19 protein-coding genes are annotated in these 20,247 nt (G+C 58.6%); 11 read left to right on the plus strand and 8 right to left on the minus strand.

Going from position 1 to position 20,247, the window contains the following annotated elements; genetic code table 11:
- Nucleotides 1-125 precede the first annotated feature (125 nt).
- The gene (locus CAG02_RS14725; RefSeq protein ID WP_085709705.1) at nt 126-734 is read right to left on the minus strand and encodes a TetR/AcrR family transcriptional regulator; all 609 of its coding nucleotides are present in this window, start codon (nt 732-734) and stop codon (nt 126-128) included.
- A 215-nt stretch (nt 735-949) separates the two neighbouring features.
- On the opposite strand from CAG02_RS14725, the gene CAG02_RS14730 reads away from it, so the two are divergent.
- Both CAG02_RS14730 and CAG02_RS14735 read left to right on the plus strand, forming a co-directional pair.
- Nucleotides 950-2,023 carry an MBL fold metallo-hydrolase gene (locus tag CAG02_RS14730; RefSeq protein WP_085709706.1) on the plus strand — a complete coding sequence of 358 codons (1,074 nt, stop codon included), beginning with the start codon at nt 950-952 and terminating at the stop codon, nt 2,021-2,023.
- A gap of 112 nt (nt 2,024-2,135) precedes the next feature.
- The gene (locus tag CAG02_RS14735; protein ID WP_085709707.1) at nt 2,136-3,653 is read left to right on the plus strand and encodes an amidase family protein; all 1,518 of its coding nucleotides are present in this window, start codon (nt 2,136-2,138) and stop codon (nt 3,651-3,653) included.
- A gap of 82 nt (nt 3,654-3,735) precedes the next feature.
- Here CAG02_RS14735 and CAG02_RS14740 read toward each other — a convergent pair whose 3' ends face one another.
- Together CAG02_RS14740 and CAG02_RS14745 are read right to left on the minus strand one after the other, a co-directional pair.
- Nucleotides 3,736-4,050, minus strand: coding sequence for a hypothetical protein (locus CAG02_RS14740; RefSeq protein WP_085709708.1), 315 nt, complete (start codon nt 4,048-4,050; stop codon nt 3,736-3,738).
- 93 nt (nt 4,051-4,143) lie between these two features.
- On the minus strand, nt 4,144-4,911 hold the full coding sequence (locus CAG02_RS14745; protein ID WP_085709709.1) for a helix-turn-helix domain-containing protein: 768 nt from the start codon (nt 4,909-4,911) through the stop codon (nt 4,144-4,146).
- Nucleotides 4,912-5,023: 112 nt separating this feature from the next.
- Between CAG02_RS14745 and CAG02_RS14750 the strand changes: the two genes are divergently transcribed.
- Together CAG02_RS14750 and CAG02_RS14755 are read left to right on the plus strand one after the other, a co-directional pair.
- The gene (locus CAG02_RS14750) at nt 5,024-5,839 is read left to right on the plus strand and encodes a sulfite exporter TauE/SafE family protein (protein WP_085709710.1); all 816 of its coding nucleotides are present in this window, start codon (nt 5,024-5,026) and stop codon (nt 5,837-5,839) included.
- A gap of 102 nt (nt 5,840-5,941) precedes the next feature.
- On the plus strand, nt 5,942-7,078 hold the full coding sequence (locus tag CAG02_RS14755) for a hypothetical protein (RefSeq protein WP_085709711.1): 1,137 nt from the start codon (nt 5,942-5,944) through the stop codon (nt 7,076-7,078).
- Between the two features lie 3 nt (nt 7,079-7,081).
- Here the strand turns inward: CAG02_RS14755 and CAG02_RS14760 are convergent, their stop codons facing one another.
- The 5 genes from CAG02_RS14760 to CAG02_RS14780 form a co-directional block, all read right to left on the minus strand.
- On the minus strand, nt 7,082-8,068 hold the full coding sequence (locus tag CAG02_RS14760) for a hypothetical protein (protein WP_085709712.1): 987 nt from the start codon (nt 8,066-8,068) through the stop codon (nt 7,082-7,084).
- A gap of 184 nt (nt 8,069-8,252) precedes the next feature.
- Entirely contained in the window at nt 8,253-8,987 is a 735-nt protein-coding gene (locus CAG02_RS14765; protein WP_085709713.1) for an HNH endonuclease, read from the minus strand.
- Nucleotides 8,988-9,101: 114 nt separating this feature from the next.
- Entirely contained in the window at nt 9,102-9,632 is a 531-nt protein-coding gene (locus CAG02_RS14770; protein WP_085709748.1) for a Bro-N domain-containing protein, read from the minus strand.
- Between the two features lie 347 nt (nt 9,633-9,979).
- On the minus strand, nt 9,980-11,227 hold the full coding sequence (locus CAG02_RS14775; protein WP_085709714.1) for a ribonucleotide-diphosphate reductase subunit beta: 1,248 nt from the start codon (nt 11,225-11,227) through the stop codon (nt 9,980-9,982).
- A 554-nt stretch (nt 11,228-11,781) separates the two neighbouring features.
- Nucleotides 11,782-12,042, minus strand: coding sequence for a DUF2790 domain-containing protein (locus CAG02_RS14780; protein WP_085709715.1), 261 nt, complete (start codon nt 12,040-12,042; stop codon nt 11,782-11,784).
- 393 nt (nt 12,043-12,435) lie between these two features.
- Between CAG02_RS14780 and acs the strand changes: the two genes are divergently transcribed.
- The 7 genes from acs to argR all read left to right on the plus strand — a co-directional run bounded on the left by acs (nt 12,436) and on the right by argR (nt 20,243).
- Entirely contained in the window at nt 12,436-14,391 is a 1,956-nt protein-coding gene (acs, locus tag CAG02_RS14785; RefSeq protein ID WP_085709716.1) for an acetate--CoA ligase, read from the plus strand.
- 608 nt (nt 14,392-14,999) lie between these two features.
- Entirely contained in the window at nt 15,000-15,773 is a 774-nt protein-coding gene (locus CAG02_RS14790; protein ID WP_065261786.1) for an ABC transporter substrate-binding protein, read from the plus strand.
- A gap of 91 nt (nt 15,774-15,864) precedes the next feature.
- The gene (locus tag CAG02_RS14795) at nt 15,865-16,554 is read left to right on the plus strand and encodes an ABC transporter permease (protein WP_065261785.1); all 690 of its coding nucleotides are present in this window, start codon (nt 15,865-15,867) and stop codon (nt 16,552-16,554) included.
- Nucleotides 16,551-17,249, plus strand: a complete 699-nt coding sequence (locus tag CAG02_RS14800; RefSeq protein ID WP_085709717.1) for an ABC transporter permease — start codon at nt 16,551-16,553, stop codon at nt 17,247-17,249. The genes CAG02_RS14795 and CAG02_RS14800 overlap by 4 nt, the downstream gene beginning before the upstream one ends.
- Nucleotide 17,250: 1 nt before the next feature.
- On the plus strand, nt 17,251-18,363 hold the full coding sequence (locus tag CAG02_RS14805) for a succinylglutamate desuccinylase/aspartoacylase family protein (RefSeq protein ID WP_085709718.1): 1,113 nt from the start codon (nt 17,251-17,253) through the stop codon (nt 18,361-18,363).
- Between the two features lie 23 nt (nt 18,364-18,386).
- On the plus strand, nt 18,387-19,151 hold the full coding sequence (locus CAG02_RS14810) for an ABC transporter ATP-binding protein (protein ID WP_003227281.1): 765 nt from the start codon (nt 18,387-18,389) through the stop codon (nt 19,149-19,151).
- A gap of 111 nt (nt 19,152-19,262) precedes the next feature.
- A complete protein-coding gene (argR, locus tag CAG02_RS14815; RefSeq protein ID WP_085709719.1) occupies nt 19,263-20,243 on the plus strand; it encodes a transcriptional regulator ArgR in 981 nt (326 codons plus the stop codon).
- Nucleotides 20,244-20,247 lie beyond the last annotated feature (4 nt).

The following is a 20,247-nucleotide window of genomic DNA, read 5'->3' on the forward strand; positions in this document are numbered from 1 at the left end:
TTCTGAAACACTTTGCAGTGTAATTCTTCAGAGCGACCGTTCATCGGTCAATGACAGACATTGTCATTTATTCCAGCGGGAAAATTCAGTGTCCTTGTGAGCCATTTACGCGGCGCAGACGTGATCTAGAGCTGGTAGCAGGCCAGGAACATGTCCAGTGCCGAATCGACCACGGCATTTTGCGTGGCGCTGTCGAGCGAGGGCTGGCCCATGGAAATCTGTGGCCAGAAGGCGAAGGATTTGAGCAGCCCTTGCACCTGATGCGCGGCGAACTCCGGATCGACCGCTTTCAACCGGCCATCTGCCTGGGCGGCGCGGATCCAAACGGTGACGCTTTCCTCACGTTCGCCCATGCGCGCCACCATGTTCTGCGCACGCTCGGGCGAGTGGATCGCGGCGGCGATGGCGACTCGGGCCAGATCCATGAAATTGTCGTCCGCCATCATCTGCAGTTTGGCCAGCAGCATCGTTCGCAGTTGATCACGCAAGGGCTGGTCGGGCTGGTACGACACGGCTTGCTCGGTGCTGATCCGTGCCCACAACTGGTTGAGAATTTCGGCGAACAGCTCTTCCTTGCTGGGAAAATGGTTGTACACCGTGCGCTTCGACACCCCGGCGGTGGCCGCGATCTTGTCCATGCTGGTGACTTCGAAACCGTTGGCACGGAATTCGGAAATGGCCGCCAGGATGATGGCTTCGCGTTTGCGGTCGGTGAGGCGTGTTGGAGCTGTCATAAATTCGATTCGGCAGGAAAAAGGAGGAAATTACACTCGGCAGTTTACTTGTCATCCGGATTCATGCAACCTAGAAAGTACACCGATCAGTGTAATGTTGCGTTAATCGGTGCAACCTAAAACCAGATGTCCGGCTGATGCGTGCGTGCCTTGGCCATTTATCGTCCCACCGTGGAAAACCGTGAATTGCGCGGTTTTTCTGGAGTCATTCAGTCATGGCCAAATCAATTTCTTCCGCGGTCAGTCCTGTACCTGAAGCTTCGCGCCAGGCCGAAGGGACGTTCCGCAACCACGCGCCGGTGCAGCGTGAAGGTGTGCGCAAGATGCTGCGCATCATGTGGAACATGATCTTCCACAAACCGCGCAACACACGTCCTGCGTCGGCCATTCCTGTGCAGGCACTGACCCGTGCCGACCTGATTGCTGCGCCGAACCACAGCGTCTATCGCCTCGGTCACTCGACCCTGCTGCTGAAACTGCAGGACAAGTTCTGGATCACCGACCCGGTATTCGCCGAGCGCGCCTCACCGGTGCAATGGGCCGGCCCGAAACGCTTCCACCAGCCACCGATCAGCATCGACGAGTTGCCACCGATCGAAGCGGTGATCCTGTCGCACAACCACTACGACCACCTCGACTACGAAGCGGTGCTGAAACTCGCGGACAAGGTCAACCTGTTCCTAACCCCGTTGGGCGTCGGCGACACCCTGATCAAATGGGGCATCGATGCCAGCAAGATCCGCCAGTTCGACTGGTGGCAGGGCACCGAAGTCGCCGGCATCCGCTTCATCGCCACCCCGTCGCAGCACTTCTCCGGCCGTGGCCTGTTTGATGGCAACCAGACCCTGTGGGCTTCGTGGGTGATCATCGACGGCGACACGCGGATTTTCTTCAGCGGCGACAGCGGCTACTTCGACGGCTTCAAACGCATCGGCGAACAGTTCGGCCCGTTCGACCTGACCCTGATGGAAACCGGCGCCTACAACGTCGAATGGCCTCACGTGCACATGCAACCGGAAGAAACCCTGCAAGCCCACATCGACCTCAAGGGCCGCTGGCTGTTTCCAATCCACAACGGCACGTTCGATCTGGCAATGCATGCCTGGCACGAACCCTTTGATCGCATTCTTGCCTTGGCCTGGGAACGCAGTGTTTCCATCACGACGCCGAAAATGGGTGAGGCGTTTAACTTGATGCAACCCCAGCGTGGGGACGCATGGTGGCTAGAAGTGGAACAGGAGATGTCAGAAAAAGGGCGCGTTGCTTGTAGCGGCTACAAGGCTGGGTGAGTTTTCCTACCAGTACTGGTTCTTGTTGCTGACAGCCGTTTCCTGCGGCTTCGGTAGGCTTGGTCGCGAGTGAAATGACTCACTCGTGATTGGCTTAAACAAGGATTAGAAAATGAAATGCCGCTTTAAACGCAACATGAATACGCTGGCGCAGGCCATCCTGCTCTCGCTGGCCAGCAGCGCTGCCCTCGCGGCGCCTTCCGGTGCTGAACTTGAATACGCAAGCGCCAGCGAGCTCAGTGCAATGATGGTCAGCAACGAACTGACTTCGGTTGCGCTGGTTCAACACCTCATTGCGCGTATTGCGGATCTGGACAAGCAAGGTCCAACCCTCAACGCCATTATCGAAATGAATCCCGAGGCTCTCGACATCGCGACGGCGATGGATGAAGAGCGTGCGCAAGGCAAGATCCGTGGCCCGCTGCACGGAATTCCGGTCCTGTTGAAGGACAACTTCGATACCGCTGACGGCATGCAAACCAGTGCCGGCTCAATGGCCATGGTCGGACAGCCGACGACTCAGGATGCTTTTACGGTTCAACAGCTTCGCGAGGCCGGCGCCATCCTGCTGGGCAAAGCCAACATGAGTGAATGGTCGGGCATGCGTGATATGTCTCTGCCTTTGGGGTGGAGCGGGCGCGGCGGCCAGGGGAAAAATCCTCACCTGTTGAGCGCAGGTACCTGTGGTTCCAGTTCCGGCCCGGCAACCGCAGTGGCCGCCGGTTTCGCACCGCTGGCAGTGGGCACAGAAACCAATGGCTCGATCAGTTGCCCGGCCTCGGCCATTGGCGTGGTCGGCGTCAAACCGACGCTCGGGTTGTTCAGCCGTTCCGGTATCGTGCCGATCACTCGCCTGCAAGACACTCCGGGCACACTGACCCGTACGGTGCGGGACGCTGCATTGATGTTCAACGTCATGCAAGGCACAGATGCTGCGGACAGCGCCACTGCCAACGCCCCCACAGGAATCGACTACACGGCATTGCTTTCCGATGCCGCTCTGCAAGGCAAGCGGATTGGCTATCCAGTCGCGTATACAGGATCCCACGACACGTTACTGACCCCGAATCCGGAGATGCTCGCCGCGATGGCTGTCTTGCGGGAGCAGGGCGCTACGCTGGTCCCATTGACCGTGCGTCTTCCAGACATCGAGGGCTACCTCAGTGGTCTGATGGGCGCGATGAAGCATGAGTTGCCCGAGTACCTGGCCAGCCGTCAGGGCTTGCCGATTGATTCATTGCAGACGCTGATCGACTTCAACCAGGCTAACCCCGGTGATGAGCATTACGGCCAGCAGATGCTGGAGGCAATCAACGCCGTTGAACTCACCCATGAGGAGGCGAGTGCACAGATTGCAATCATCAGCCAGAACTTCAAAGACGCTATCGATGAGCAACTGCGCGAACACAACCTGGACGCACTGTTTGCTGAAAACGATGGTTATTCCCAGTTTTCTGCGGCTACCGCAGGCTATCCGGCAATCACCTTGCCCTCGGGCATGAGCGATGACGGTACGCCGACTTCAGTGTTCTTATACGGCCAGCAATGGAGCGAGCCGCAGTTGTTGGCGATGGCGTACAGCTACGAACAGGCTTCGATGGCATTGCGGCAGCCGGGGTTCAAGGAGTAATCAGGCTCACGAGGGTTTCATTGCAAACGGCAGTGAAACCTTCCTTTTGAGTGAGTGGCCGCAATCGCTTTTTTGCGCACGGTTATTCGGCCATGGCCAACTCACCGTGTATTTCTGCAGGGCTGCATCCCCTCACATTCCCCCCACGCCCCGGCGCAAACCCCGGAAAGAACACCAACCCCTGCGCCTCAAACCGATACGTCAACGCCAGCCGAGCCGAATCCGCCACTTCCTGTTGCGCTTCGAACCGCTGGATGTCGTCTACCGAAACCCCTGCCTCCCGCGACAGTTGTTCCACACTCCAGCCCAACATCCCTCGGGCCTGGGCGCAGTGGGTCGGGGTGAACTGGAAAAGGGCGATACGTTCGAGGATGAGGTTCATCGCTGAAGAGGCCATGGTGTGCTCCGGGCTCGAGAGTGCTGATGGAAAATGTACTGTGTTTTTGTACAGTTGTTTTCGGCCGGGATCAAACGCATTTTTTGATTTGCCCTAGTTCGCCGCCTCCAACCAGACGGACGGTGCCTGACCGAGGATCCGGCGGAACATCGTCGAGAACGCCGCCGGGCTGTCATAGCCGAAATCCAGGGCAATCCGCGTCACCGCTTCACCCGCCGCCAGGCGTGCCAGCGCCAATACCACGCAGGCGCGTTGGCGCCATTGACTGAAACTCAGGCCGGTCTGCTGGCGGAACAACCTGTTGAAAGTGCGCAAGCTTACGTGCAACTGATCGGCCCAATGCTGGGGGGATTGGTGGGCATTCGGCTGTTGCAGAAAGGTCTGACAAAGTTCGAGCAGTCTTCCGTCAGACGGCAGCGGGATATGCAAGGGAAGTGGCGTACTCCGCTGCAATTCATGCAGCAACAAGTCGATGAGCACGCCGTCACGCCCGGTCAGGTCATAGGTCAGCGGCAGCTCCACCGCTTCCATCAGCAATTGCCGCATCAACGGCGACACACTGATCACCTGACAACGCTCAGCCAGATCCACCGCCCCCGGCTCGATATACAAACTGCGAGTGCTGACCCCCAGCATCAACACCTCATGCGCTACCCCCGGCGGAATCCACACCGCTCGCTGCGGCGGCACCACCCAGTTGCCGTCATGCGTGCTGACCTGCATCACCCCGGTCGCGCCGTACAACAATTGCGCCCGCCGATGCGTATGACGTGGCAACAGATAGCCGTGGGAATAATCCGTACCGATCGCCACCACCGGGCGCGGCGTGTCATCCAGCAGATTGATCGAAACATTGCGCATCGAGCGGCACCCGGCAGTTGGCGTAAACGCAAACATTATTGGCTGACTTGCTGAAGCAGGCCAAGCGCCGCCGCTCTACAGTCGACCGCTCCCACACAACGGACGACGCGCTATGTTCTACCTCCTGCTGACACTCTTCGGCTGCCTGACCGGTATCACCGCCGTGCTCTTTGGTTTCGGCGGCGGCTTTGTCGTCGTGCCACTGCTGTACCGCATGCTCACCGCTAGCCACGGTGTCGACGACCCGATCAGCCAATCCGCCATGCACATCGCCGTCGCCACCTCGACCTGCGTGATGATCGTCAACGCCCTGGTCGCTACCGGCAAGCATCGCCGCGCAGGCAACCTCATCCGTGACTACCTGTGGCCCTTGGGCGGTTTCATCGGTTTGGGCGCTATCGTCGGCGCAATCGCCGCGGTCTGGGCCAGCGGCGAAATCATCCGCTATGCCTTCATCGCCTACCTCGGCGTCACGATTGTCGACTGCCTGCTGCGACGCGGGTTTCTCACACAGTCCGAAGGCGTCATCCCACGGCGATTGGGAACGGTGGAAACGTCCGGCGGTGGGGTAGGCATTGGCGCCATCGCGACCTTTCTCGGCGTGGGAGGAAGCGTCATGACCGTGCCGCTGTTGCGGCGTTGCGGGTTGAGCATGTCGCAGGCGACTTCGATGGCCAATCCGCTGAGCGTGCCGGTGGCATTGGCGGGGACGCTGACGTACATGGTGATGGCGGGGTTCAGCGAGACAGACCTCGGGCCATGGTTTATCGGGTATGTGGATCTGCTGGCGTTTGCGGTGCTGACGCTGGGCTCAATGGTAGGGATTCGATTGGCGACGCCGTGGATCGGGCGAATACCGGATCGGGTGCATGCTTGGGTGTATATCGGTCTGTTGGTCATCGTGCTGTTGGCCATGGCACTGAAGTAGAACCTCGATTCCTGCACGCAACCCCGCCATAATCCGCCGCGAATTTTCCAGCGCCGGCACCCACGTCCCGGCGCAACCTCCGACTCATTCAGGGATCGATCCATGCTCAAGGGACTGTTGCGCCTGGCGCCATACGCCGTGGCGCTGTTCACACTGATATCCAACGCCCATGCCGAAGGTGGCCCACATGTGTTCACTGGCACACTGGGTAAGACGCCGATTGTGGTCGAGCTCAATACCCAGAATCCGGAAGAAGTGACCGGTCGTTACTTCTACGAGAAGTATCACCGCGATTTGGCCCTCAGCGGTTCATTGCAGGACATCACGTTGACGCTGGTCGAGGGCAACAATCGCTACGGTGATGACAAGCCTTTGCCGACCCTCAAGCTGAAAGCCACCGCCAACGGCTGGCAGGGCGAATGGCAAAACCCGAGAGGCAAGAAACTGCCGGTAGAACTGGTCGAGGCCAAACTTCCCGCGCCGACTGCAACGACGTTGCCCTTTATTGCCACCTTGCCGAAAGACGATCCCTACGAGTATTTGCGCCTGCAGGGGCTCAAGCTCAAACCGGGGAAAAAAGAGAACTTCATGGGCTACGACTTGCAATGGTGGGCGGAGCCTGAGTCGAAGATTTCGCTGTTCAGTGTTGATTCCGGCTACACAAAAGAAGAGCTGCAACGCATCAACAACCACCTGCTCGGGCGGCTCTGGACTGAAGTCATCGACTATCACCGCTGCATGATGGATGGCGCGGAGTACGCCGAGTTCGATCAAGGCGCGGCCCCCGAGTTTCTCTCGCCCGACGTGGTCAGCCTGGACATCTCAACCGGCTACAGTTGCGGCGGCGCGCACCCGGACTTCGGCAGTTCGCCGATCAACTTGAACGTCCACACGGGCGAACTGTTGAAGCTCAAAGACGTACTGTGGATCGGCGAGCCCAATAGCGCAGCCAGCGAATACGACCAGATGAAAGTCATGGCCCCGTGGCTGGTCAAACAGTTCACCACGTTGTACCCGGATGAAATGAAGAAGCCGGCCGAAGATGACGGCAGTTGCGATTACACCGATGAAAGCGTCTGGGGCTATTCCAACTGGCACTTCACGCCGAAGGGTATTTACCTGGGCGCCTACTTCGCCCGTTACCAGCGCAATTGCGATAACCCCGACTGGTCGATCCTGCCGTACTCAGTCGTCAAGCAACACCCCGGCGCCGTCAAACTGCAACTGCCCCAGGGCTAACCCTCACGCCAGACCCGGCGCTTCACGAATGATGAAGTGATCCAGGTTCTCGATATTGGCATTGAAGACCTCGAAAGGCTTTTCGGGGTTCTTCTTGCCCGGCACCTGCTTCAACTCCGGCGTCACACCATAGAAGAAGCAGAACAACTCCTTGTCGCTGTCGATGGCGTGCTTGATCTCTTCCAGAAACGCCTTGCGCTTGCGGTAGTTGTCGATCAGCTTCTTGTTGAGATAGACACTCACCGGATATGGCTTCTTCTTGCTGTCATCCGGCTTCTTGAACCAGACCTTGTCCTCGAAATCGATCCGGAAACTGGCGCTGTGAAAGTCCTCGATCTTCTTGATCCGGCCCCAGTAAATCAGCCCCTTGTTGTCCATCAAGTACTCGATCTTCTTGAAGAACGAACTGTACGGCGCCGTATGCTCGCCAATCTTCAACGGCATGCGCTTGAGCAAATCCTTGTCCGCGAAGTTCGACACAAAACACTCCACGGGGTGAGCGAAGACACTGGTCTTGTCCGGTGCCGTCTCCCGACTCGGCGAGTCTTTTGAGGGAGAAGCCGCCACCCGCACCGGATCATCCCGCAACACATCCGCCGCCCCCGCTGGTGCAGCAGGCTTGCGCACATACTCACGACGTGTCAGCAACAACTCCGACGGGAAATGCTCCTCCCGCCCGTCATCCGCTTCCCCATCCGCCGCCTCAACCCCCGACGCCGACGTCTTCAAACTCACATACGGACAACCCGCCACATGCTGCGTACCGGGCAGATTCTTGAAGTGCGGCGTGCGCACGTAATTCACGTTCTTGGCGTTGAACGTACCCAACTCGTTGGACGCATCGAACGCCGAACGACAGGCGTCGTTGGGGCACTGGAAGTGTTCCTTCGCAGAATCGAACGCCACCGTCTCATCAAAATTGAGATCGCGAACGTCATAGATCGACAACTTGTCGTCGAGGCTGAGGCAGTAGGCGAGGTCGAATTTCATGGTGGGGCTCGGGTCCTTGAGTGGGGGGAGGGGTATTAATAGCGGGTGGTGGGGTGGGTTGCACTGATTGTTTTCAGAATGATGCGGAATCAGTGGGAGCCGGCTTGTTGGCGATCCCAGGCTCCATCCTCGCACCGCCACTGCCGGCCACTCCTCACCTTTGGCGAGGGAGCAAGCTCACTCATTACATAGTTTTGCGGTTCGGGTGTTCACGCTTCAACCGTTTAACCCTGTCATAAAGCGACTCGGTGAACTCTTTGCTGTCATTCGAGTGATGGCAGCGCCGATGGCAGTTCGGACAAAGTGCTACAGCGTTGCTGATTCGATCAGAACCCTTATTCGCCAAATGCCTTACGTGATGAACTTCAAGGTAGGGCGAGTCATTTTTAGTGAACGGGGCCGGTTCACCGCACCCTTCACATATCCCTTTGGCTTTTTGACGGACCCAGGCTCTAACTTTCGGATCACGTATAAATGCAGTGCTTTGGGCGGGAGCGCGCTTCGGTTTCACAATCCCCTCCGGTTCGTCTTCAAGAGGCAGTTTTTCTAGCGCCAGAGCTCTCTGTTCTAGTGCTTCTTCATCCGCAGTCGCAATCGTTGGATCCCCAAACGTGACCCCTTTTGCAATCAATACTGCCCGTATGGCTGGCTCAACGTTGGCCCCAACGTTTCTAGCTGGCTTGTACCCTTTGATGTATTCCCTATGCATTCTCAATAAAACGGCAGAGATGTTCTGCATGCGGAATTCAACTGAGCCTTCAGTGCGGTTGTGCAACGCAGATGCACGCAACACGCGATTCTCATGTGCTTTGTTAAACTTTTGGCCGATTCGCTCTAGCTCAAACATCTTCAGATAGGCGTCAACCGCTGCCTCAATCTCAGCAACAGTCCAGTCAGTGTCTTTTTTCTTGTCGCTCATAAAATCGCCGAGGATTGAAAACCCTCGGACGATACTGAGTGGCCATCACTGATGTCTACGAAAATTCCTACAGAAAATAAAGACGGATCTCGTTAAGTCCTACAACCACCATTACTACCCCATGGAGTGTCCCGAAGACTGAAAAACCTGCGCAACCTTTCGCCACCAAGGCTTCCCCGGTGTCCGCCGTTGCGTCTGATCGTTCAGCAGATAAGGCATATCCCGCAGTCGAATCCAGCCTTCATCCTGCCAATGCAGCAAGCTCAACGACATCTCCGGCCAATCCAACAAACTCAACATCGGTCGTTCTGTATGTCCCAAGTGTTCTGCGTCGCGTAGGGCCGGCACCACCTGCAGAGTCAACCACTCCCGCAACAAGCGGTTCCCCGGAACGTAGTGGTACACCAGCAGCGCATACACACCTGATTCGCTGAGCATCAATTGCTTTTCGGGTTGCCGAAAATACTCAATCCACAAAACGCGACGTTGGTCCTTATCTAGTTTGTTGACCATGCGTTCGCAAAGATGGACACCCATCAAACGACCTACATCGCGGGCGCAGAACCACGCTTGGTTTTCGAGCAGAAGGGTGTGTAGCGCGAGGTTGTGACGCGAGAAGACTGTTACAGAAAAAGGACTGGGCATATCCATTACCTCTACGTTTAGATTTTTGGAGGGGCTGACCCCAACGTAGAGTGGACTGAAGAAATCCCAACGAGCGAAACAGCTCCACTGACGGCATATGCGTCTGTTTGACTGATCAAGCTTTCTACGTTGGGTGTTTCTTAGGCACCTGCAATTGAGCTTAGAGGTGCTTGCAGTTTGCTTCAATGCGAAGCGGCTGTAAGTGCTGTGGGAGATTGAGCGCTGCAACGTAGGAATGGAAAAGGACAACCAGTCGCCCATAAAAAAGCCCCGATAAAATCGGGGCTTTTTGCTTTCTCAATTCGACGACTCAAGCATCAGTCGCCAAATCCTGCCGAGCGAGACGATTAGTCCCAGCTCAGAGCACCACCAGTCTGGTATTCGATCACACGAGTCTCAAAGAAATTCTTCTCTTTCTTCAAGTCCATGATCTCGCTCATCCAAGGGAACGGGTTAGTCGTCCCTGGGTACTCTTCCTTCAAACCGATCTGCGACAGACGACGGTTGGCGATGAACTTCAGGTAGTCCTCCATCATCGCAGCGTTCATACCCAACACACCGCGAGGCATGGTGTCGCGGGCGTATTCGATTTCCAGTTGGGTGCCCTGCAGGATCATTTGCGAGGCTTCTTCCTTCATTTCGGCGTCCCACAGGTGTGGGTTTTCGATTTTGATCTGGTTGATCACGTCGATGCCGAAGTTCAGGTGCATGGATTCGTCGCGCAGGATGTACTGGAACTGCTCGGCGACGCCGGTCATTTTGTTGCGGCGGCCCATGGAGAGGATCTGGGTGAAGCCGCAGTAGAAGAAGATGCCTTCCAGAACGCAGTAGTAGGCGATCAGGTTGCGCAGCAGTTCTTTGTCGGTCTCTACGGTGCCGGTGTTGAATTCCGGGTCGGAGATGGCGCGGGTGTATTTCAGGCCCCAGGCGGCTTTTTTCGCGACCGACGGGATCTCGTGGTACATGTTGAAGATCTCGCCTTCATCCATGCCCAGCGATTCGATGCAGTACTGGTAGGCGTGGGTGTGGATCGCCTCTTCGAATGCCTGGCGCAGGATGTACTGGCGGCATTCCGGGTTGGTGATCAGGCGGTACACGGCCAGGGCCAGGTTGTTGGCAACCAGGGAGTCGGCGGTGGAGAAGAAGCCGAGGTTGCGCATCACGATGCGGCGCTCGTCGTCGGTCAGGCCTTCCGGGTTTTTCCAGAGGGCGATGTCGGCGGTCATGTTGACTTCTTGCGGCATCCAGTGGTTTGCGCAGCCGTCCAGGTATTTCTGCCAGGCCCAGTCGTACTTGAATGGCACGAGCTGGTTGAGGTCGGCGCGGCAGTTGATCATGCGCTTTTCGTCAACGGCGACACGGGCGGCGGAGCCTTCGAGTTCGGCGAGGCCTTCGGCGACGTCGAGGGAATCCAGTGCAGCCTTGGCGCGGGCCACGGCGGCCGAGTCTTCGGCGGTCACGGCGCGGGCTTCGAGGGCGGCGGCACCGCCGGCGCTGTCGAGGCGGTCCATGTTGGCTTCGGTAGCGTGGCCGGCGTTGGCGCCTTTTACTGCTACTTCACTGTCTTCTTTGTCGAATTCGTCCCAGCTCAGCATGACGTGTCGTCTCCTGCGTGAGGGCCTGTGCCCGTGTGAAAACTGATTGGTTGGTTTTTCACACGGCCGTACAGGCCGCGTTGGATGTCGTTTTTTGCAGCGGTGCAACGCAGGCAATAAACAGAAAATTTTTACGGGTTTCCGAGAGCCTCTGACGGGCGCGAGTCAGCGTGGACGCTGCTGCGGGGCTTCAGAATGGCTTTGATCCCTGTAAGGGAATATTGCTGACCCGATTGGGCGGCATTATAGGGAAAAAAACACCGGCGTGGGGGAGGGCGAAACAGCGCAGGGCGGTCGAGCGGGAGGGTGATTTCGTTTGGAGCGAGGGTTTACAGGGCTTTCGCCGGGATTGGCCCCGGAGAAATTTTTTTCATTAATTTTTCTGCGTGTGATTGGTTGCTCAAAAAACGAGCAAAAAACCGCGTTTTTCACTATATCTTGTGTTTTGCAACCCTTTTACGTCCCTTCAAACACAACTGAGCCCGACCGGAGCCGGGCTGGAATCGACCCTCGATGTTGCGCTGAGCGATCCGATTCGGTGCAGTCTCAAACCATCAATTGGTGCAGCCGTTACCCATCACGCTGTAACGCAGGATGTGGCGCTGGCCAGTGGAGTCGTCGTACTCCATTTTCATCGGTACCACTTCGCAGACATTTGGTACTTCGCTCATCGATACAACTTTGGCGATGTCCAGGTGAGTGGAGTAAGTGTATTCCTCGATGGCCGGTTGTTGCTGTGCGACATCAGTCGGGACCTCGTCTGCCATGGCGGTTGCGCACAGACTGCTGAGGGCCAGAACCAATAAAGCTTTCATTTGAAATTTACCTTCTTGAGGTCGAGTGGGGTCACGCAACCTTTTTGGGGTTGCGTGTGGAACTTCATCGTTTGGTTTGTTACTTCAGAGCTGGATTAACGGCCTTCGTGGGGGCTGTAACGTTGTTAATCACTTTGCCTTGTCGGCGAGGCAGATTTTAGGGAGGCGGGGTGGGTGTAAACAGATGGGGTTTTGATAAACACCTTTGGCAGATTTGGTAACAATCGCTGCCAGGCCAGTAGATTCAAGGCCTGCGAGGTCATCGGCGGCGAGCATCGGGATTATCGCCACGACCTGTAGGGGCTTGTTACTACCATCGTCGAATGGTTCTATACGGTCGCCCCGGCTACAACAGGGTCATACAAAAACAACTATTACACCGAGGTAGGAAAGATGAGTGCGGCTTCTCTGTATCCCGTTCGTCCCGAGGTTCTGGCCAATACGCTGACCGACGAGGCGACCTACAAAGCCATGTACCAGCAGTCGGTCGTCAACCCTGACGGCTTCTGGCGCGAACAAGCCAAGCGCCTCGACTGGATCAAGCCTTTCACCACGGTGAAGCAGACTTCGTTCGACGACCACCATGTCGACATCAAGTGGTTCGCCGACGGCACCCTGAACGTTTCCTACAACTGCCTCGACCGTCATCTGGCCGAGCGCGGCGATCAGGTCGCCATCATCTGGGAAGGCGACGATCCTTCCGAAAGCCGCAACATCACCTACCGCGAACTGCACGAACAAGTCTGCAAGTTCGCCAACGCCCTGCGTGGTCAGGACGTGCACCGCGGCGACGTGGTGACCATTTATATGCCGATGATCCCCGAAGCCGTGGTCGCCATGCTGGCCTGCACCCGGATCGGCGCGATTCACTCGGTAGTGTTCGGTGGCTTCTCGCCGGAAGCCCTGGCCGGCCGCATCATCGACTGCCGCTCTAAAGTGGTGATCACCGCTGACGAAGGCATCCGTGCCGGCAAGAAGATTTCCCTCAAGGCCAACGTCGACGACGCGCTGACCAACCCTGAGACCAACAGCATCCAGAAAGTTATCGTGTGCAAGCGCACCGGTGGCGACATCAAGTGGAACCAGCATCGCGACATCTGGTACGAAGACCTGATGAAAGTGGCGGGCACTGTCTGCGCGCCGAAAGAGATGGGCGCCGAAGAAGCGCTGTTCATCCTTTATACCTCCGGCTCCACCGGCAAGCCGAAGGGCGTGCAGCACACCACTGGCGGTTACCTGTTGTACGCCGCGATGACCCACGAGCGCGTGTTCGACTACCGTCCGGGCGAAATCTACTGGTGCACCGCCGACGTCGGCTGGGTCACCGGTCACTCCTACATTGTCTACGGCCCGCTGGCCAACGGCGCGACCACTCTGCTGTTCGAAGGCGTGCCGAACTACCCGGACATCACCCGGGTGGCGAAGATCGTCGACAAGCACAAGGTCAACATCCTCTACACCGCGCCGACCGCGATCCGCGCGATGATGGCCTCCGGCACCGCCGCTGTCGAAGGCGCGGACGGCAGCAGCCTGCGTCTGCTCGGTTCGGTGGGCGAGCCGATCAACCCGGAAGCCTGGGACTGGTACTACAAGAATGTCGGCAAGTCCCGTTGCCCGATCGTCGATACCTGGTGGCAGACCGAAACTGGCGGCAACATGATGAGCCCGCTGCCGGGCGCTCATACCCTCAAGCCAGGTTCGGCCGCACGTCCGTTCTTCGGCGTGGTGCCGGCGTTGGTGGACAACCTCGGCAACATCATTGAGGGCGAGGCCGAAGGCAATCTGGTGATTCTCGATTCGTGGCCGGGTCAGGCGCGCACCCTGTACGGCGACCACGACCGTTTCGTCGACACCTACTTCAAGACCTTCCGTGGCATGTACTTCACCGGTGATGGCGCCCGTCGCGATGCCGACGGTTACTACTGGATCACCGGTCGCGTGGACGACGTGCTCAACGTGTCCGGCCACCGCATGGGTACTGCCGAGATCGAAAGCGCGATGGTCGCTCACCCGAAAGTCGCCGAAGCGGCGGTGGTCGGTGTGCCGCACGACATCAAGGGGCAGGGCATCTATGTCTACGTCACCCTGAAAAATGGCGAAGAGCCGAGCGAGCAACTGCGCCTGGAACTGAAGAACTGGGTGCGCAGGGAGATCGGCCCGATCGCTTCGCCGGACGTGATCCAGTGGGCGCCGGGGCTGCCGAAGACCCGTTCGGGGAAGATCATGCGCCGCATCCTGCGCAAGATCGCTACCGCCGAGTACGAAGGCCTGGGCGACATCTCCACCCTGGCTGATCCGGGTGTGGTGCAGCATCTGATCGATACCCACAAGACCATGAACGTCGCGTAAGCGGCGGATCTGAAGGCTGAAAAGCCCCGTCCGGCATCACGCCGGGCGGGGCTTTTTGTTATCGATCGTTCCCACGCTCCGCGTGGTAACGATCAGTGACGGGGGATCTTCGGCCAATAATTATCGAATTGCTCCGTCAGCCCATTCCCACTGTTACCCGTCCGACTTCAAGTAACCGAATGTGTAACCGCCCGCCCCGCAACGGGGCAATGAGAAACGCATCGCCCCGTTTTAGAGCCTCAAAACGACCGGTGAAAAATAAGACATCACCCCGCGCTTGCCGGATTAGAAGGGTTTGCGAATAATAGGCCCGCAATTTGCAGCATAGATCGGTTCACTGTCTTTCGCTCTTGCATGAAATTGCGGAGCTGTCAATGTGCTCAAGCGGGTTTCTCGGTGCTTCTGTAATTAGTTGTCGCATTGAAGAAATATCGGCTTCGGGCCTGTCGTTAGAATGCCGATCACTCGCTCGTCGTGGCTCGCGTTGAAGCCTTCAGGGTTTGTTCGGAAATATCCCACGCACGCAGCAACCGCTTTCGTTCCACCCATTCGCATATTGGGCTGTCGCTCACTCTGCCGTTTTTGCCCTTTACCGATGGAGTCCCAAGATGAAGAAACTTGTGCTGCTTGGCGCCCTGGCACTGTCCGTGCTGTCCCTGCCGACATTCGCCGATGAAAAGCCTCTGAAGATCGGTATCGAAGCGGCTTACCCTCCATTCGCATCCAAAGCCCCGGACGGCAGCATCGTCGGTTTCGACTACGACATCGGCAACGCACTGTGCGAAGAAATGAAGGTCAAGTGCCAGTGGGTCGAGCAAGAGTTCGACGGTCTGATCCCGGCACTGAAAGTGCGCAAGATCGACGCGATCCTCTCGTCCATGTCGATCACTGAAGACCGCAAGAAGTCCGTGGACTTCACCAACAAGTACTACAACACCCCGGCCCGCCTGGTCATGAAGGAAGGCACCGTGGTCAGCGACAAGCTGACCGAGCTCAAGGGCAAGAACATCGGCGTGCAGCGTGGTTCGATCCACGAGCGCTTCGCCCGTGAAGTCCTGGCGCCGCTGGGTGCCGAGATCAAGCCATACGGCTCGCAGAACGAAATCTACCTCGACGTGGCCGCCGGTCGCCTCGACGGCACCGTGGCGGACGCCACCCTGCTGAACGACGGCTTCCTGAAAACCGACGCCGGCAAAGGCTTTGCGTTCGTCGGCCCGCAGTTCACCGATGAAAAATACTTCGGCGACGGCGTAGGTATCGCGGTACGCAAGGGCGACGCCCTGAAAGACAAGATCAATACTGCCATCGCGGCCATCCGCGAAAACGGCAAGTACAAGCAAATCCAGGACAAGTACTTCGACTTCGACATTTACGGCAAGTAATTACGTCGCTCGACCCGTCCGAAATGGCGCAAGCAACAGGATCTCTGCGGTTTGCGCCATTTTTTCATCCCAACTTTCGAGGACCTGAATCATGTTGAAAGGCTACGGGGCTGTCATCCTCGATGGCGCTTGGCTGACGCTTCAGCTCGCCTTGTCGTCCATGGCCCTGGCCATCGTTCTCGGGCTGATCGGTGTCGCCTTGCGCCTGTCGCCAGTGCGCTGGCTGGCCTGGCTGGGCGATCTGTATTCCACGGTGATCCGCGGGATTCCCGACCTGGTGCTGATCCTGCTGATCTTCTACGGCGGTCAGGACCTGCTCAATCGCGTCGCCCCGATGCTCGGTTATGACGAGTACATCGACCTGAACCCGCTGGCCGCCGGCATCGGCACCCTCGGTTTCATCTTCGGTGCGTACCTGTCGGAAACCTTCCGTGGCGCGTTCATGGCGATCCCCAAGGGGCAGGCCGAAGCCGGCATGGCGTACGGCATGAGCAGCTTCCAGGTGTTCTTCCGGGTGCTGGTGCCGCAGATGATCCGTCTGGCGATTCCGGGCTTCACCAACAACTGGCTGGTACTGACCAAGGCCACCGCGCTGATTTCCGTGGTCGGTCTGCAAGACATGATGTTCAAGGCCAAGCAGGCGGCCGACGCCACCCGCGAGCCTTTCACCTTCTTCCTCGCAGTGGCGGCGATGTACCTGGTGATCACCAGTGTCTCGTTGCTGGCGCTGCGTCACCTTGAGAAGCGCTACTCGGTAGGCGTAAGGGCGGCTGATCTATGATCTTCGACTACAACGTCATTTGGGAGTCGCTGCCGCTGTACCTCGGCGGCCTGGTGACCACCCTCAAGTTGCTCGCGCTGTCACTGTTCTTCGGTCTGCTGGCGGCGTTGCCGCTGGGTCTGATGCGCGTCTCCAAGAACGCCGTGGTCAATGGTGCGGCGTGGCTCTACACCTACGTGATTCGCGGCACACCGATGCTGGTTCAGCTGTTCCTGATCTACTACGGTCTGGCCCAGTTCGAAGCCGTGCGTGAAAGTTTCCTCTGGCCGTGGCTGTCCAGCGCAACGTTCTGTGCCTGCCTGGCGTTCGCGATCAACACCAGCGCTTACACCGCCGAGATCATCGCCGGCAGCCTGAAGGCCACGCCGAACGGTGAGATCGAAGCGGCCAAGGCCATGGGCATGTCGCGGGTCAAGATGTACAAGCGCATCCTGCTGCCATCGGCCCTGCGTCGTGCACTGCCGCAGTACAGCAACGAAGTGATCATGATGCTGCAGACCACCAGTCTGGCGTCCATCGTGACCCTGATCGACATCACCGGCGCGGCCCGTACCGTCAACGCGCAGTTCTACCTGCCGTTCGAGGCGTACATCACCGCCGGCGTGTTCTACCTGTGCCTGACCTTCATTCTGGTGCGCCTGTTCAAGCTGGCCGAGCGTCGCTGGCTGAGCTACCTGGCCCCGAGGAAGCACTGATATGGAACGCATCGACCACGTTCTGCCGTGGAGCCACCTGGGCAGCGAACGCCGGATTTCGGTGTTTCGCTTCGGCAACGGTGGGCGCAAGGCCTACATCCAGGCCAGCCTCCACGCCGACGAACTGCCCGGCATGCGCACCGCCTGGGAACTGAAAAAACGTCTCGGCGAACTCGAAGCCAAAGGCCTGCTCAATGGCGTCATCGAGCTGGTGCCGGTGGCCAACCCGCTGGGTCTTGGCCAATTGCTGCAAGGCAATCACCAGGGGCGTTTCGAGGCCGGCAGCGGCAAGAACTTCAACCGTGATTTCGTCGAGCTCAGCGCCCCCGTGGCTGCCAGGCTTGAAGGGCAACTCGGTGATGATCCGCACGCCAACATCCGTCTGATCCGTCAGGCAATGGCCGAGCATCTGGCCGGATTGCCCGAGGCCAGCAGCCAGTTGCAAGGCATGCAGCGCATCCTGCTGCAACACGCCGCGACTGCCGATGTGGTGCTGGATCTGCATTGCGACTGCGAAGCCGCGCTGCACATGTACGCCTTGCCGCAGCACTGGCCGCAGTGGCGTTCGCTCGCCGCGCACCTGGATGTGAAGGTCGGCCTGCTGGCGGAAGATTCCGGCGGCAGCTCGTTCGATGAAGCCTGTTCGCTGCCGTGGCTGCGTCTGTCGCGTCTGTTCCCGGACGCGCAGATTCCACTGGCGTGCCTGGCGACCACCGTCGAACTGGGTGGTCAGGCCGACACCACACCTGCACAAGCCGAGGCTTGGGCAGAGGGGATTCTGTCGTTCCTCGCAGAACAAGGCCTGATCCGTGGCGAGTGGCCGAGCGCCGTGCGCGAACCGTGCGAAGGCATGCCGTTCGAAGGCACGGAACTGCTCCTGCCGCCGCATCCCGGTGTGGTGAGTTTTCTGCGCAAGCCCGGCGAGTGGGTTGAAGCCGGTGACAAGATTTTCGAAGTGATCGATCCGCTGTCGGATCGGGTCAGCACGGTGTGTGCTGGTACGTCCGGGGTGCTGTTTGCCATTGAGCGGCTGCGTTACGCCCAACCCGGTTTCTGGCTGGCCAAAGTGGCGGGGCGCGATGCGCTGCGCGACGGCCCTTTGCTCAACGACTGACTGTTTTTGTGAGAACCGACCGCATGTACAAACTTGAAGTCCAAGACCTGCATAAACGCTATGGCAGTCACGAAGTGCTCAAGGGCGTTTCCCTGAAAGCGGCCGCCGGCGATGTGATCAGCATCATCGGCTCCAGTGGCTCCGGCAAAAGTACTTTCCTGCGTTGCATCAACCTGCTCGAGCAGCCGCACGCGGGCAAGATCCTGCTCAACAACGAAGAGTTGAAGCTGGTAGCGAACAAGGACGGCGCGCTGAAAGCCGCTGATCCGAAACAGCTGCAACGCATGCGTTCGCGCCTGTCGATGGTGTTCCAGCACTTCAACCTGTGGTCGCACATGACCGCGCTGGAAAACATCATGGAAGCGCCGGTTCACGTGCTGGGCGTGTCCAAGGCCGAAGCCCGCGAGAAAGCCGAGCACTACCTGAACAAGGTCGGCGTGGCCCATCGTAAGGACGCGTTCCCGGGGCATATGTCCGGTGGCGAGCAACAGCGTGTAGCAATCGCCCGTGCGCTGGCGATGGAACCGGAAGTGATGCTGTTCGACGAACCGACTTCGGCCCTCGACCCGGAACTGGTCGGCGACGTGCTGAAAGTCATGCAGGCCCTCGCTCAGGAAGGCCGGACCATGGTGGTGGTGACTCACGAAATGGGCTTTGCCCGTGAAGTGTCGAACCAGTTGGTGTTCCTGCACAAAGGCGTCGTGGAAGAGAGCGGCAACCCGCGTGAAGTGCTGGTCAATCCGCAGTCGGAACGTTTGCAACAATTCCTCTCGGGCAGCCTCAAGTAATCGCTCCCGTTATGCACCAAATTAGGTCATGCTGCGCAGCGCGCCAGATGGTCTAATTTGGTTGCAGCCGATTTCGGTTTTTCCCTCTGTTTACGTTTCGGATCGCCCGCCATGACTGCCCATCGAATTGGTTTCCTGATTTGGCCCAGCACTAAAGCTCTGACTTTGGCGCTGGCAGAGGAGGCCTTGCGTGTTGCCCAGCGTGTGCATCCGGATGTGGTTTACGAGTTGTCGTTCCTGCAGGCCGAAGCACCGACCGAAGGTGAGTGGCAACTGCCCGGCGAACCCTGGGCCGGCAAGCTCGAAAACTTCCAGAAACTGTTCCTGCTCGCCGATGAGCCACCGACCACGTTGGCGCCGGCACTCAGTAGTGCGCTCAAACAACTGGTGCGCGCCGGTTGCGTGATCGGTGGTCTGTCGGCCGGTGTGTATCCGCTGGCGCAACTCGGTCTGCTCGACGGTTATCGCGCGGCGGTGCACTGGCGCTGGCAGGACGATTTCGCCGAGCGCTTCCCGAAAGTCATCGCCACCAGCCATCTGTTCGACTGGGATCGCGATCGCCTGACGGCGTGCGGCGGCATGTCGGTGCTCGATTTGCTGTTGGCGGTACTGGCCCGTGACCACGGTGCGGAACTGGCCGGTGCGGTCTCCGAAGAACTGGTGGTCGAGCGCATCCGCGAAGGCGGTGAGCGTCAGCGGATTCCGTTGCAGAACCGCCTCGGCTCCAGCCATCCGAAGCTCACCCAGGCGGTGCTGCTGATGGAAGCCAACATCGAAGAGCCGCTGACCACCGACGAAATCGCCCAGCATGTGTGCGTGTCCCGTCGTCAGCTGGAGCGGATCTTCAAGCAATACCTCAACCGCGTGCCGAGCCAGTACTACCTGGAACTGCGCCTGAACAAGGCCCGGCAGATGTTGATGCAGACCAGCAAGTCGATCATCCAGATCGGCCTGTCCTGCGGTTTCTCCTCGGGGCCGCATTTCTCCAGCGCCTATCGCAACTTCTTCGGCGCCACGCCGCGGGAAGACCGCAACCAGCGGCGCAGCAGTAGTCCGTTCGAGCTGTCGTCGGTGCCGCCCGAGCGCGGTTGATCCT

The organism is Pseudomonas sp. R43(2017) (genome assembly GCF_002112345.1).
Taxonomy (GTDB): Bacteria; Pseudomonadota; Gammaproteobacteria; order Pseudomonadales; family Pseudomonadaceae; genus Aquipseudomonas; species Aquipseudomonas kribbensis.